A 14,111-nucleotide genomic window follows, 5' to 3' on the forward strand; every position below is an offset into this window, starting at 1 on the left:
CCGAGTGGCGAGTGGCGAGTGGCGAGGGGTTAGTGACGAGTGGTTAGTGGCGACCGTTGGCGATGACGGCAAGTGCGATTTCCGAAAAACGGAACAGGCCTACTCGCCACTCGCCACTCGCCACTCACCACTTCCCCGCCGCGCGATCCTTATGAACCGCCCGGTCAGCAGGACGCCGGAGATGACGCTGGCGACGATGACCGACCAGACCAGGCCGTCGACGCCGATCCGGTGCGCCAGCCACCAGCCCAGCGGGATCATGATGATCGCGTAGGAGAAGATGTGCATCAGGGTTGGCCAGACGACATCGCCCGCCGCGCGGTTGGCCTGGGCGGCGACCACCTGCTGGGCGTCGGCGACGAAGAACAGGGTGGCCAGGATCAGGGCCGGGGCGGCGATGGCCAGGATGGCGGGGTCGGTCGTATAGGCGCTGACCACGGGCCGCGCGGCCAGCCACAGGCCGACGGCGATGATGAAGGCCAGCACCGTGACCACGGCGATGCCCAGCAGGCCGCTGCGCATCACCCCCGCCTTGTCGCCTGCGCCATAGGCCCGGCCCACCAGCACCGCCGTGGCCGACGACAGGCCCATGGGCACCATGAAGACGATGGCGGACACATTGATGACCACGGCCCAGCTGGCGGTCTCGGCCGCGCCCAGTTGTCCGGCGAACAGGGTCATGGCGGCGAAGGCCCCCACCTCGACGAAGTTGGACGATCCCGCGCCGATGCCGACGCGGATCTGCTCGACCTCCACCGACCGATCGCGGCGCGGCTTCTGGAACAGGCCCCAGGCCCGCGCCTCGGGCAGACGCAGGATGAAGACGACCAGGAATATCGCCAGGGCCGTGCGCGCGCCGAAGGTGGCCCAGGCCGAGGCCACGGCGCCATTGACGCCCAGCCCGAACAGATCGGGCACCAGCATCAGGTTCAGCGCCAGATTGACCGCATTGGCGACCCACATGGCGACCATGCCCGCCTTGGGCCGATGCAGCCCCTCCAGAAAGAACTGGGCCGCCACCGAAATCAGATAGGCCGGCATCGACAGGGCGAAGACCATCAGCACCGGCGACGCCCCCTCGCCCAGCCCGTCCTCCAGCCCCATATGAACCAGGCCGAACGGCCCCAGCAGCAACAGGGCGATCATGGAGATGACGCCGATCTGGGACGCATAGACCAGGCCGCGCCGCAGGACCGCCCCGACCTCGTCGCCGCGCCCCTCGCCCCTCAGGCGGGCGGTCATGACCTGCACCCCCATCATCAGCCCGACCGCCGTGGTCAGCACGACCGATGACGGCGCCCAGGCCAGGGAGTGGAAGGCCAGCTCGCGGCTGGAATAATGGCCCACCACGATGGCGTCGGTCAGCCCCATCGTCATGATGCCCAGCCGCGCCATGACCACCGGCCAGGCCAGGGTGGTCAGTTCGCGAAGGGTGGATCGGGTCTGTGCGCTGAACGGGATCATGGGATGCGGCACAGGCCACGCCGCCCCGCCGGGGTCAACTCCCAAAAGTTTTGGGGATTTAGCCTACCAGGCGCCCAGTTCGAGCAACTGGCGCACCAATTCCTCCGGCGCCTCGCCCGCGTCCAGTTCGGTCAGGTCCGCCGGTGCGTCCTTGGTCTCGAAATAGCGCCAACCCTGGAAGGGCCGCCGCGCCATCGGCGCCGTTCGCACGACCTTGGGCTCCAGGGTGATCTCGCACCGGCTGTCCTTGCCTTCGCCCAGGGTGACGATGTCCAGCACGCGCTGACGGCAGACGATGACGCCCTTGACCACCCAGTACAGCGATCCGCCGTCCTCGATCTCGGCGGCGCGTTTGGGCGTCATGCGGGTATGGACCACCAGCGGCCCGCCCTTGGCGGCGCGCGCCTCCAGCCATTCGACGTCCGACACGCCGACGCACAGTTTGATGATGTTGAGCGACATGGCGTCCAACTAATGACGCCGGGGCGCATTGGCCAGTTTCTTAATCTCCGGCAAGCTAAGCAGTAGAGCGCGCCCTCAGTCTCCTCTGGGCGCGGCGTGAGACCCGTATGTATGGATTGATCACCCGCCTGACGGCCCATCCCGGTCGCCGCGACGAACTGAGCCTGTGTCTGCTCGATCCCAACATCAGACGACCGGGCTGCCACAGCTATGTGCTGGCCCACGATCTGGACGACGCCGACGCCCTGTGGGTCACGGAAGTCTGGATGAACAGGGCCATGCACGACGCCTGGTCCGCCGACGTCCGCGAAACCGGCGTGCTGCGCCCGGCCCTGGCCCTTATGGCCACCTTCGGCGACACCGTCTTCACCCGACCGCTGGGCGGCGTGGGGCTTTAGTCGCCCTTCACCACGGCCAGCACGGCCGCCTCCACGACCTGATCGCCAAGGGAAGCGACGCTCTCAACCACCCCGTCGAAGGGCGCCGTCAGGGCGTTTTCCATCTTCATGGCCTCCAGAACGACGACCGGCTGACCCTTGGTCACGACATCGCCCGCCTTGACCGGCGTGGCGACGATCTTGCCCGGCATGGGCGCACGTAGGGAGCCGTCGGACACGGCGACTGCAGAAGCGCCCCCAACCTCGACGGCTTTGACCAATACCGCATCACCCTCATCGAATAGAACCAGCCCGTCGTCGGATCGGAAATACGGAAAAAACTTCTCACCAACGCGAACCCAACCGGTTTTCACATCACTGTAGATGTGTTGCGCCAGTTTTGAGTTTGCTTCGGGTCCGACACGCCAACTGGAATCCAACGTCTGGGTCGAAAGCGCCTCAGCGACGATTTTGCGTCCACCCGCAGTAAGAGCCCAGACAGATCGTGATGGACCGTTTAGCCGAAGCCCCATAGCGCCGCGTGTATCGTTCCATGGCGACGACCAGTCATTTCCAATCTGATGCTCTGCTTCGTAGTTGTGCTCAGCGAACAAGGCGATGGACGCCACGTCACGCTGCTCGTCTTCGCTTACTGTAAGGTCTCCCTCCGCCGCGATGAAACCGGTATCCACATCCCCCGCCACGAAACGTGGATGCTCCAGGCAGCGTTTCAGGAAGCCGGCGTTGGCCTTGACCGGCCAGACCTCGACCTCGCCGGCCGCCTCGGCCAGCCGCGCCGCCGCCGCTCCGCGCGTGTCCTCATGCACGATCAGCTTGGCGATCATGGGATCATAGAACTGGCTGACCTCGCCGCCCTGCTCCACGCCGGTGTCGACGCGGATGCCGTCCGGCATGACGAAATGCTCCAGCTTGCCGATGGAAGGCAGGAAGCCGTTGGCCGGATCCTCGGCATACAGCCGCGCCTCCATGGCCCAGCCGTTCAGCTTGATTTCGTCCTGCTTCAGCGGGATCGGCTCGCCCGCCGCGACGCGAAACTGCCATTCGACCAGATCGACGCCCGTCACGCTCTCGGTCACGGGATGCTCGACCTGCAGCCGGGTGTTCATCTCCATGAACCAGACGCCGTCCGCCTTCAGCCCGTCCGAAGCGTCGGCGATGAACTCGATCGTGCCGGCCCCGACATAGTTGACCGCCCGCGCCGCCTTGATCGCAGCCCCGGTCACGGCGGCGCGCACGTCATCGCTCATGCCCGGCGCGGGCGCCTCTTCGATCACCTTCTGGTGGCGGCGTTGCAGCGAACAGTCGCGTTCATAAAGGTGGACGACCTCGCCGTGCTTGTCGCCGAACACCTGCACCTCGATGTGGCGGGGGCGGGTGATGTAGCGTTCGATCAGAACCCGGTCGTCGCCGAAGGCCGCCGCTCCTTCCCGCTTGGCGCTGGCCAGACCGGCGGCGAAGTCGGCCGGATCGTCGACCCGCTTCATCCCCTTGCCGCCGCCGCCCGCGACCGCCTTGATCAGCACCGGATAGCCGATCCGCGCCGCCTCGGCCGTCAGGGTTTCCTCCGACTGGTCCGCGCCCTGATAGCCCGGCGTCACCGGCACGCCGGCCTGGATCATCAGGTCCTTGGCCGCGTCTTTCAGACCCATTGCGCGGATCGAGGCCGGGTCCGGCCCGATCCAGATCAGGCCCGCCGCCGCGACGGCCTCGGCGAAGTCGGCGTTCTCGCTCAGGAAGCCGTATCCGGGGTGGATCGCCTCCGCCCCGGTCGCCTTGGCCGCCGCCAGCACCTTGGCGCCGTCCAGATAGGATTCGCGCGCCGCCGCCGGACCGATCAGCACCGCCTCGTCGGCCTCGCGCACATGCAGGGCGTTGGCGTCCGCTTCGGAATAGACGGCGATGGTGCGAATCCCCATCCGCTTGGCGGTGCGGAAGACACGGCAGGCGATTTCGCCGCGATTGGCGACAAGGACAGACTTGAACATGACCTGTTCTTAGCGGGATCGTGTTCGTCAGGCGAGAGGTCGCGCACGACCCTTCTCAGGCGACGCCGCACGGGGTAATGCCCCGCCATGTCCCTGCGCCCCCTCTTCGTCACCCAGGTCTATGAAGCCTCCCTCGCCGAGGGCCGGGGCTGGCCTGACTTCAACGCACAGCTGATCGACGTGGTGCGGATGATGGCCGAGGAGGATGCCGCCGGCCGCCGCTGGTGCCGCGACAACGCCTATCGCGGCTATACTTCCTACGCCTCGCTCAACGACCTGCCCCAGCGATTCCCCGAGTTCGCGGAGTTGAAGCGTCATCTGGATCGCCACGCCGTCGCCTACGCCAAGGCCCTGAACTTCGACCTGGCGAGGAAGCCCCGCCTCGACAATCTGTGGGTCAACATCCTGAAGCCCGGCGGCGGCCACACCGGCCATATCCACCCCCACGCCTTCTTGTCGGGCACCGTCTATATCGACATCCCGGACGGCGCATCGTCGCTGAAACTGGAAGACCCCCGCCTGCCCTTCATGATGGCCCGCCCCGGCGTGACGGACGACGCGCCCGAGGCCGAACGCCCGTTCGTCTATCTGCACCCCAGGGCCGGAACCGTCCTGATGTGGGAAAGCTGGCTGCGGCACGAAGTGCCGACCAACCAGGCCAAGTCCGACCGCATCTCGATCAGTTTCAACTACGCCTGAACGCATTCACCCGTCTTTCCGGGGCTGAGCGCAGCGAAGAACCCGGAACCCAGGGGTGCAGTCCAAACGCTGACCGCATCATGCGCCCGAGAAAGCCTCCTGGGTTCCGGGTTCGTCCTGCGGACGCCCCGGAATGACGGCGGAAGAGGATCAAACCGTCCAGCTGGCCTTGCGCTTTTCCAGGAAGGCGGCGACGCCCTCGCGGCCCTCGTCCGACACGCGGGCTCGGGCGATGCGTTTGGCGGTTTCGTCCAACAGGCCGCTGTCGATCTTGTGGTGGGCGATGTCGTTGACCAGTCGCTTGGCCTCGCCCATCGCGCCGGGCGCATTGCCGGTCAAACTGTCGCTCAGCATCGACAGGAACTCGTCCACCGACCCTTCGGGCAGGACCAGATCGATCAGGCCGGCGTGGGCGGCGTAATCAGCGTCGAAGGCGTTGCCGGTCAGGAATAGCTGACGCGCGCGCCGTGCGCCCACGGCCTCGATCACATAGGGGGCGATGGTCGCGGGGATCAGGCCCAGCTTGACCTCGGAAAAGGCGAAGCGTGCGCCCTCGACCGCCACGGCCATGTCGCAGGCGGCCACGATGCCGGCCCCGCCGCCCATGGCGTTGCCCTCGACCACCGCCACCGTCAGGGCGGGAATATCGTGCAGCGCCTTCAGCATTTTCGCCAGACCCATGGCGTCGTCGCGATTGTCGCTCTCCGACCAGCCGGCGGCGTCGCGCATCCAGTTCAGGTCGGCCCCGGCGCTGAAGGTGCCGCCCGCCCCGCGCACGACCACCGCCCGCACCCGATCCGCCCCGTGCAGCGTCTCGAACGCCTCGTGCAGGGCGGCGATGGTCGCGGCGTCGAAGGCGTTCTTCTTCTGCGGCCGGTTGATGGTGACGAAGACCACGCCGTCGGTGGTCGAATCGATCTGCACCAGATCGTCGTCGGCGTCCGGCGCAGCGTCCGGCACCAGCGGCTGGGCGATGCTGTTGATCTCCGCCGCCTCGGCGTCGGTGACGTCCAGGGCGTTCAGGTCGGCTTCGGTCGGTTTGTCGGTCATGGAGGGCTCCTTCAAGGGATCAACGCGCGACGGTGGAGAACGGCGCCGCTTCAGTGAACAGTGCGAGTGAGCGAGGGATGAGCGGCTATATGGCTGGGGTGACAAGCTCACGTCTTGCTCACTAACACCCCTCGCTCACCCCAAATCACATCCTGAACAACCCGAACGTCGTCTCGGGGATCGAAGCGTTCAGGCTGGCGCTGATGGCCAGGCCCAAGACGTCGCGGGTCTGGGCCGGGTCGATCACCCCGTCGTCCCAAAGTCGGGCGGTGGCGTAATAGGGATTGCCCTCGTCCTCGTATTTCTGGCGGATCGGCGCCTTGAAGGCCTCGGCGTCTTCGGTCGACCAGGTTTCGGCGTCGCGGTGGACTGTGGCCAGGACGCTGGCGGCCTGTTCGCCGCCCATAACCCCGATCCGGCTGTTGGGCCAGGTGAACAGGAAGCGCGGCGAATAGGCCCGGCCGCACATGCCATAGTTCCCGGCGCCGAAACTGCCGCCGATCAGCACGGTGAACTTGGGAACCTCGGCCGAGGCCACGGCCGTCACCAGCTTGGCCCCGTCCTTGGCGATGCCGCCCGCCTCGTATTTGCCGCCGACCATGAAGCCCGAGATGTTCTGCAGGAACAGCAGCGGAATCTTGCGCTTGCAGGCCAGTTCGATGAAGTGCGCGCCCTTCTGGGCGCTCTCGGAAAAGATCACGCCATTGTTGGCCAGAATGGCGACCGGATAGCCCCAGATGCGGGCGAAACCGCATACCAGGGTCGAACCGTACAGCGTCTTGAACTCGTCGAACTCCGACCCGTCCACCAGCCGGGCAATCACTTCGCGCACATCATAGGGGGCGCGCACGTCGTCTGGGATCACCCCATACAGTTCCGCCGGATCGAACGCCGGCGCACGCGGTTCGCGCACGTCCATGTCGACCGACTTGGTCGTGTTCAGATTGGCGACGATGGAGCGCACGATCTCCAGCGCGTGCTCATCGTTCTCGGCGACATGGTCCACCACGCCCGAGCGGCGGCCGTGCGTCTCGGCCCCGCCCAGTTCCTCGGCCGAGATCACCTCGCCCGTCGCCGCCTTCACCAGCGGCGGCCCGGCCAGGAAGATCGCGCCCTGGTTCCTGACGATGATCGTCTCGTCCGACATGGCCGGCACATAGGCGCCGCCAGCAGTCGACAGCCCCATGACGCAGGCGATCTGGGCGATGCCCTTGGCGCTCATCCGGGCCTGGTTGAAGAAGATGCGGCCGAAATGGTCGCGGTCGGGAAACACCTCGGCCTGGTGCGGCAGGTTCGCGCCGCCGGAATCCACCAGATAGACGCACGGCAGACGGTTCTGCTCGGCGATCTCCTGCGCGCGCAGATGCTTCTTCACCGTCATCGGGAAATAGGCGCCGCCCTTCACCGTCGGGTCGTTGGCGACGATCATCACCTCGCGGCCCGACACCCGGCCGATCCCGGCGATGACGCCCGCCGCCGGGGCCTCGCCGTCATACATCCCGTGCGCGGCCAGCTGCCCGACCTCCAGGAAGGGCGAGCCGGGGTCCAGCAGCCGCTCCACCCGGTCGCGCGGCAACAGCTTGCCCCGCGCCACATGGCGTTCGCGCGCCTTGTCGGACCCGCCGCGCGCCGCCCTGGCCACATGGTCGCGCAGCTCGGCGACCAGGGCGCTGTTGTGCGCGTGCAGGGACTTGAACTTTTGGCTTTGCGGATCGACCGCTGACGTCAGTTTCGGCATGGGGCTGGTTTAAGGGCGGTTGGTGAAAAGTGCTAGTGAGCCAGAGGTGAGCTGATCGAACCTGCCGCTCACCCCTTCGCTCACTGGCGCTTTTCACCCCGACGCCCCGCCATCCTTGCCTCCCCGCTCCTTTTCCCCTATAGGCCCCGCCTTTCCAGGGCTTCGGTCCTGTCGCGGAATGCCAAAGGGTTGGACGTTCGGTCCGGCCGCCGCGCCAGGAGCCATCGCGGGGATCGACTTACCCGGTCGTTTCCGCGCCGACGCCCACAAGGGAGACTACCGCATGGCTCTTTACGAGCACACGGTCATGACGCGCCAGGACATCTCGGCGCAACAGGCCGAAGCGCTGAACGACACCATCAAGGACCTGATCGTGCAAGGTGGCGGTTCCGTCGCCAAGATCGAGTACTGGGGTCTGCGCAACCTGACGTACCGCGTGAAGAAGAACCGCAAGGCTCACTATTCGCTGCTAGCCGTCGACGCCCCTCCGGCCGCCATGGCCGAGGTCGAGCGTCAGCTGTCGATCAACGAAGACGTGCTGCGCTGGCTGACCGTCCGCGTCGAGGAACTCGACCTGGAACTGTCGCCGCTGCTGGCCCGCCGCGAGCGTGAACGCGAGCGTGAGCGCGAGCGCACCCCGCGCGAAGACGCCGCCGCCGACGCCGAATAAGGAACCCGGAACATGACCGACACCACCGCCCCGACCCCGGGCGCCCCGGCCGGCTCCGGCTCGGCCGGCCGCCGCCCCTTCTATCGCCGCCGCAAGGTCTGCCCGTTCTCGGGCGCCAATGCGCCGAAGATCGACTACAAGGACGTGAAGCTGCTGCAGCGTTACGTCTCCGAACGCGGCAAGATCGTGCCTTCGCGCATCACCGCCGTCTCCCAGAAAAAGCAGCGCGAACTGGCCAAGGCCATCAAGCGCGCCCGCTATCTGGCCCTCCTGCCGTATGTGGTGAAGTAAGATGAAGGTCGTTCTGCTGGAACGCGTCGAGAACCTCGGCGCCATCGGCGACGTCGTGTCCGTCAAGGACGGCTTCGCCCGTAACTTCCTTCTGCCGCGCGACAAGGCCCGCCGGGCCACCGCCGCCAACCTGAAGGCGTTCGAACTCGACCGCGCCGCCATCGAGCAGCGCAATGAGAAGAACAAGGCCGACGCTCAGAAGGTCGCCGACAAGATCGACGGCCAGACCTACGTCATGATCCGTCAGGCCGGTGAAACCGGGCACCTGTACGGTTCGGTCGCCGGTCGCGACGTCGCCGAGGCCATCCAGGCCGAAGGCGGCAAGGTCGAGCGCTCGCAGGTCGTCCTGAACACGGCGATCAAGAGCCTGGGCGTCCACGAAGTGCCGGTTCGCCTGCACGCCGAGGTCCGCGCCACGGTCAAGATCAACATCGCCCGCTCGATGGACGAGGCCGAGCGCCAGGCCAAGGGCGAGGACGTGATCCGCAGCCAGTTCGACGACGAGCGCCAGGCCGCCGAGCAATCGGCCCAGGAACTGATCGAAGGCGGCGCCGGTCAACAGGAAGGCTTCGGCGACGAAGCCTGATCCCTGCCCGGCCCTCGGGCCGGATCGGTGAAGACATCAGGGGCGCGTTCCGCAAGGGACGCGCCCTTTTTGCTGCGCGCCACGGGCGATCACGCGGCCGCCCCGGCATGACAAGATTACAACACACGTCCCGACAACCGCGCGCGCCGCAGGCTTCGCGCACGAAGCAACCTTGACGCACGCCCTTCGCGAAAGACAACCTCGCTGAAGACGGGAAAAGGCGGCGCGAACAGCACGTTTTTCGCCTTCCCCTCTTCATTGACGCGCAAGCCCAGACCGGGCGCGTCCCGATGCAGGCTGGAGGTCGCGAAAAACTTGGTCACGCTCACGCAGCAGTCACAGGCGCTTCCCACCTTGCCGGGACAGCGCCTCGGGCCGTGTTTCGGGATCAGTTTTTCTGCAAATACCGACCAGCAAACATGGTCCGGCCGCCGGATTGACCCGCCCCATATCCGCCCTGATATGGCCATGAACGATGGGCGACGCGCTCGTCTCTCGGGGACAGCCTCAATGTCGAAGCGACTTCAGGGCGCAGTTTTTCTGACACCGCGACCGCGATGTCGGCCCTAGCCTGATCCTCGCATCCATGTCCGTCGCGTCCGATGTCGCGGCACCCCGGTTTCAAGACAAGAAAAGAAAAGGTCTCTCCCATGCGCTCACTCTCCCGCCCCGCCGGCTCGGCCCTCCTGATCACGGCCTCCGCCTTCGCCCTGATCACCGCCAGCCCCGCCTTGGCGCAACAGCAGCCCCAGGCCGACAATGTCGACGACATCGTCGTGACCGGCACCCGCGTCACGGGCCGTTCGCGGCTTGATTCCGTCGCGCCGGTCGATGTCGTCACCGCCGAGACGCTGCAGCAGCGCGGCTCCACCGAACTGGCCACCCAGCTGGCCGCCACCGTCCCGGCCCTGAACTTCCCCCGTCCCTCGGCGACCGACGGCACGGATTCCATCCGACCGGCGACCCTGCGCGGTCAGGGGCCGGACCAGACGCTGGTTCTGGTGAACGGCGTGCGCCGCCACGCCACGGCGCTGGTCAACACCAACGGTTCGGTCGGACGCGGCTCCGCCGCCGTCGACCTGAACGCCATCCCCTCCACCGCCGTCGAGCGGATCGAGGTCCTGCGTGACGGCGCGGCGGCCCAGTACGGATCGGACGCCATCGCCGGGGTGCTGAACCTGCGCCTGCGTCAGGCGTCCAGCGGCGGCGGCGCCAGCGTGACCTACGGCGGCTATCTGACCGACTTCACCGGCTTCTACGGCGGCGGCAAGGACATCAGCGACGGCGAGGCCCTGACGGTCGCGGGCTGGCAGGGCTTCGGCCTGGGCTCGGACGGCTTCCTGACCGCCTCGGTCGAATACCGCGACCGCGCCCGCACCAACCGCAGCGACATCGACCCGCGCTTCAGCCCGGCCCAGGTGCGCGGCGGCCAGGGCGACCCGGAATCCGAAGATCTCGCCATCTATCTGAACGCCGGCAAGCCGCTGGGCGCCGGCTGGGAGGCCTATGGCTGGGTCGGCTATCAGACCCGCGACGCCTCGGCCGCCGCCTTCTACCGCACCCCCACCGACAACGCCCAGAACCCGGCCTACACCTCGGGCCGCGTCTATCCGAACGGCTATCTGCCCTATGTCCTGACCGACACCACCGACTGGACCGCGACCGCCGGGGTGAAGGGCCAGGCGGGCGGCTTCGACATCGACGTCAACCTGGGCTACGGCAAGAACGAGATCGAGTTCAGCGCCGACAACACCCTGAACCCGTCGCTCGGCCCGACCTCGCCGACCAAATTCTACGCCGGGTCGCTGGCCTATGATCAGCTGGTCTTCGGCATAGACGCCAGCCGCGGCTACGACGTCGGCCTCTACGGCCCCCTGAACGTCGCCTTCGGCCTGGAGGCCCGCCGTGAATCCTATCAGATCGGCGCGGGCGAGCCGGGTTCCTATCAGCGCGGGACCTTCCTCAACATCGGCGGCACGGATCTGAGCTGGGGCTCACGCGGCTTCACCGGCTTCACCCCCGCCAATGAGGTGGACAAGGACCGCAACAACATCGGCGTCTATGTCGATCTGGAAGGCGAGTTGTTCGAGAACTTCACCGCCTCGGCGGCGGTTCGCTACGAGGACTATTCCGACTTCGGCGACAATGTCTCGGGCAAGATCGCGGCCCGCTACGACTTCACCCCGTCGTTCGCGGTTCGCGGCGCCGTCTCGACGGGCTTCCGCGCGCCCAGCCTGCAGCAGCAGTATTTCACCCAGACGGCCATCCTCTACATCAACAACGTCCCTTATGAGACGGGCACTTTCCCGTCGGTCAGCCCGGTCGGCGTCGCCCTGGGCGGCACGCCGCTGGAGGCCGAGACCTCGACCAACTATTCGCTGGGTCTGGTCTATCGGAAGGGCGCGTTCGAGCTGACGGCCGACGCCTATCGCATCGACATCAAGGATCGGATCATCCTGTCCGAAACCCTGACCGGCAGCGCCACGGCGGCGGCGGGCACCAACGCCCGCGCCATCTTCGACCTGCTGCAACCCTATGGCGCCACCGCCGCCCGCTTCTTCATCAACGGCGTCGACACCGAGACAACCGGGCTGGACGTGGTGGCGCGCTATCGCGTGCTGTCGGAGGTCGGTTCGCTGGACTTCACCCTGGCCGCCAACGTCAACGACTTCGACGTAACCAAGACGCCGGAAACCCGTTCGGGCATCCTGCCCACCCCGGCCTCCCTGTTCGCGCGTCAGGCCACCCTGCGCTTCGAGGAAGGCACGCCGCCGTGGAAGACCGTCTTCCAGACCGACTGGACGCGCGGCAAGCTGGGCGGCACCTTCCGCGCCACCGGCTATGGCGATGTCCTGTCGCCGGGCGCGACCGAGGCCACGGACCTGCAGCTGGGCGTCGGCCTGGTGGTGGATGTCGAGGCGCGCTACGCCCTGAACGACCGCCTGACCTTCGCGGTCGGCGCGGACAATGTGCTGGATGAGTATCCGCGTCAGGCTCTACGCGCGAACAACACCTCGGGCGCCTTCCCGTTCTCGAACTTCTCGCCCTATGGCTTCAACGGCCGGTTCGTTTACGGCCGCATCGCTCTGAAGTGGTGATCAGGCGACACCGCACGGACCAGACGGCAAGGGGCGCTCTTCGGAGCGCCCTTTTTCGTTTTGCGAGGCCTCGCCATTGAACAATTCCGGTTCGTCCCCAGCCCGGACGATCTGTCCACGGCGCAGGCAGCGTCCGCGTCTGACGCAGGCGCGTGAGAGGGCTAAAGCGTTAACCGATGAACGCCTTCGCCCCCATGCCCTTCTCGTCCTCGCCGATGGACTCCGGCGGCGTCAGTTCGATGCCGCACAATCTGGAAGCCGAACAGGCGCTGCTGGGCTCCTTAATGTTCGACAATGCGGTGTTCGAGCGCCTGAGCGACCGTCTGCGCGGCTCGCACTTCTACGAACCCTTCCACCAGCGCCTCTACGACGCGATCGAGGATCACATCCGTCAGGGGATGCTGGCCGAACCGACCATTCTGATGGAGCGGTTCAAGCAGGACCCGGCCTTCCAGGAGTTCGGCGGTCTGCGCTATCTCGCCGATCTGGTCGACCGCGCCCCGCCCGCCGCCAACGCCCCCGACTACGCCCGCGTCGTCTATGATCTGGCCCTGCGCCGCGACCTGATCCGCATCGGCGGCGAGATCATCAAGGAGGCGCCCAACCCCGAAACGCCCGCCGACGAACAGATCGAACAGGCCGAACAGACCCTGTATTCCTTGGCCGAGACGGGCAAGCCGTCGTCCGGTTTCGTCAGCTTCTCCCACGCCCTGTCCGGCGCCGTGCAGATGGCGGCCGAAGCCTATCAACGCGACGGCAAGCTGGCGGGCCTGGCCACCGGCCTGAACGATCTGGACAAGAAACTGGGCGGCCTGCACCCGTCCGACCTTCTGATCCTGGCCGGCCGTCCGTCGATGGGCAAGACCGCGCTGGCCACCAACATGGCCTTCAACGTGGCCCGCGCCTATCAGTGGGAGCCGACGCCCGAGGGCCGCAAGACGGTCAACGGCGGCGTCGTCGCCTTCTATTCGCTGGAAATGAGCGCCGAACAGCTGGCCATGCGTATTCTGGCCGACGCCTCGGGCGTGTCGTCGGACAAGCTGCGCAAGGGCGAGATCGACGCCTCGGACTTCGGCAAGCTGCGTGACGCGGCGGTCGAGATCGGCGAAAGCCCCCTCTACATCGACGCCACCGGCGGCCTGTCCATCTCCAAACTGGCCGCGCGCGCCCGCCGCTTGAAACGGATGGAGCATGGCCTGGACCTGATCATCGTCGACTACCTCCAGCTCGTGACGACCGGCGAGAACAGCCAGAAGAACCGCGTGCAGGAAGTGTCCGAGATCACCGGCGGGCTGAAGGCCCTGGCCAAGGAGCTGTCGGTGCCGATCATCGCCCTGTCGCAGCTGTCGCGTCAGGTCGAACAACGCGAGGACAAGCGGCCGCAACTGTCGGACCTGCGCGAATCCGGCTCGATCGAACAGGACGCCGACTGCGTGATGTTCGTCTATCGCGAAAGCTACTATCTGGGCCGCGCCGAGCCGCGCGAGGGCACCGAGGAACACCTGCAATGGCAGCAGGACATGGATCGCCTGCAGGGCCAGGCCGAGGTCGTCATCGGCAAGCAGCGCCACGGCCCCATCGGCATCGTCAAACTGGCCTTCGACGCCGACACCGTCCGCTTCGGCAACCTGGCGCACGGCTATGAGGAAGTCAGCTACGAGTAGGATCGG

At 66.8% G+C, this 14,111-nt stretch carries 13 protein-coding genes; 7 read left to right on the plus strand and 6 right to left on the minus strand.

From position 1 onward, the window contains the following. Positions 1-99: 99 nt before the first annotated feature. Both SH203_RS03040 and SH203_RS03045 read right to left on the minus strand, forming a co-directional pair. Positions 100-1,464 carry an MATE family efflux transporter gene (locus SH203_RS03040; RefSeq protein WP_087119356.1) on the minus strand — a complete coding sequence of 455 codons (1,365 nt, stop codon included), beginning with the start codon at positions 1,462-1,464 and terminating at the stop codon, positions 100-102. 63 nt (positions 1,465-1,527) lie between these two features. Next, a complete protein-coding gene (locus SH203_RS03045; RefSeq protein WP_200808772.1) occupies positions 1,528-1,926 on the minus strand; it encodes a DUF1489 family protein in 399 nt (132 codons plus the stop codon). 107 nt (positions 1,927-2,033) lie between these two features. Between SH203_RS03045 and SH203_RS03050 the strand changes: the two genes are divergently transcribed. Then, entirely contained in the window at positions 2,034-2,324 is a 291-nt protein-coding gene (locus SH203_RS03050) for a putative quinol monooxygenase (protein ID WP_087119358.1), read from the plus strand. Here the strand turns inward: SH203_RS03050 and SH203_RS03055 are convergent. Then, the gene (locus SH203_RS03055; protein ID WP_087119359.1) at positions 2,321-4,309 is read right to left on the minus strand and encodes a biotin carboxylase N-terminal domain-containing protein; all 1,989 of its coding nucleotides are present in this window, start codon (positions 4,307-4,309) and stop codon (positions 2,321-2,323) included. The two genes, SH203_RS03050 and SH203_RS03055, sit on opposite strands and share 4 nt — an antisense overlap. An 87-nt stretch (positions 4,310-4,396) precedes the next feature. Between SH203_RS03055 and SH203_RS03060 the strand changes: the two genes are divergently transcribed. After that, the gene (locus SH203_RS03060; protein ID WP_087119360.1) at positions 4,397-5,008 is read left to right on the plus strand and encodes a TIGR02466 family protein; all 612 of its coding nucleotides are present in this window, start codon (positions 4,397-4,399) and stop codon (positions 5,006-5,008) included. 150 nt (positions 5,009-5,158) lie between these two features. Here the strand turns inward: SH203_RS03060 and SH203_RS03065 are convergent, their stop codons facing one another. Beyond that, the gene (locus tag SH203_RS03065) at positions 5,159-6,058 is read right to left on the minus strand and encodes an enoyl-CoA hydratase-related protein (RefSeq protein WP_087119361.1); all 900 of its coding nucleotides are present in this window, start codon (positions 6,056-6,058) and stop codon (positions 5,159-5,161) included. A 145-nt stretch (positions 6,059-6,203) separates the two neighbouring features. After that, positions 6,204-7,796 carry a carboxyl transferase domain-containing protein gene (locus SH203_RS03070; RefSeq protein ID WP_087119362.1) on the minus strand — a complete coding sequence of 531 codons (1,593 nt, stop codon included), beginning with the start codon at positions 7,794-7,796 and terminating at the stop codon, positions 6,204-6,206. Between the two features lie 283 nt (positions 7,797-8,079). Here SH203_RS03070 and rpsF point away from each other — a divergent pair, with 283 nt between their 5' ends. From rpsF to rplI, 3 genes are read left to right on the plus strand one after another with little or no spacing between them, the layout of a single operon-like run. Then, a complete protein-coding gene (rpsF, locus tag SH203_RS03075) occupies positions 8,080-8,466 on the plus strand; it encodes a 30S ribosomal protein S6 (RefSeq protein WP_087119363.1) in 387 nt (128 codons plus the stop codon). A gap of 12 nt (positions 8,467-8,478) precedes the next feature. Further along, a complete protein-coding gene (rpsR, locus tag SH203_RS03080; protein WP_054766014.1) occupies positions 8,479-8,757 on the plus strand; it encodes a 30S ribosomal protein S18 in 279 nt (92 codons plus the stop codon). A gap of 1 nt (position 8,758) precedes the next feature. Further along, positions 8,759-9,343 carry a 50S ribosomal protein L9 gene (gene rplI / locus SH203_RS03085; protein ID WP_055754943.1) on the plus strand — a complete coding sequence of 195 codons (585 nt, stop codon included), beginning with the start codon at positions 8,759-8,761 and terminating at the stop codon, positions 9,341-9,343. A 116-nt stretch (positions 9,344-9,459) separates the two neighbouring features. Here rplI and SH203_RS15210 read toward each other — a convergent pair whose 3' ends face one another. Continuing rightward, positions 9,460-9,672: a hypothetical protein gene (locus SH203_RS15210; RefSeq protein WP_143275667.1), complete on the minus strand. Its 213-nt coding sequence runs from the start codon at positions 9,670-9,672 to the stop codon at positions 9,460-9,462. Positions 9,673-9,993: 321 nt separating this feature from the next. Here SH203_RS15210 and SH203_RS03090 point away from each other — a divergent pair, with 321 nt between their 5' ends. Then, the gene (locus SH203_RS03090; RefSeq protein WP_087119364.1) at positions 9,994-12,441 is read left to right on the plus strand and encodes a TonB-dependent siderophore receptor; all 2,448 of its coding nucleotides are present in this window, start codon (positions 9,994-9,996) and stop codon (positions 12,439-12,441) included. 176 nt (positions 12,442-12,617) lie between these two features. Then, entirely contained in the window at positions 12,618-14,105 is a 1,488-nt protein-coding gene (locus SH203_RS03095; protein ID WP_087119365.1) for a replicative DNA helicase, read from the plus strand. The last annotated feature ends 6 nt before the right edge of the window (positions 14,106-14,111 follow it).

This window comes from Brevundimonas sp. SH203, assembly GCF_002157625.1.
GTDB lineage: Bacteria > Pseudomonadota > Alphaproteobacteria > Caulobacterales > Caulobacteraceae > Brevundimonas.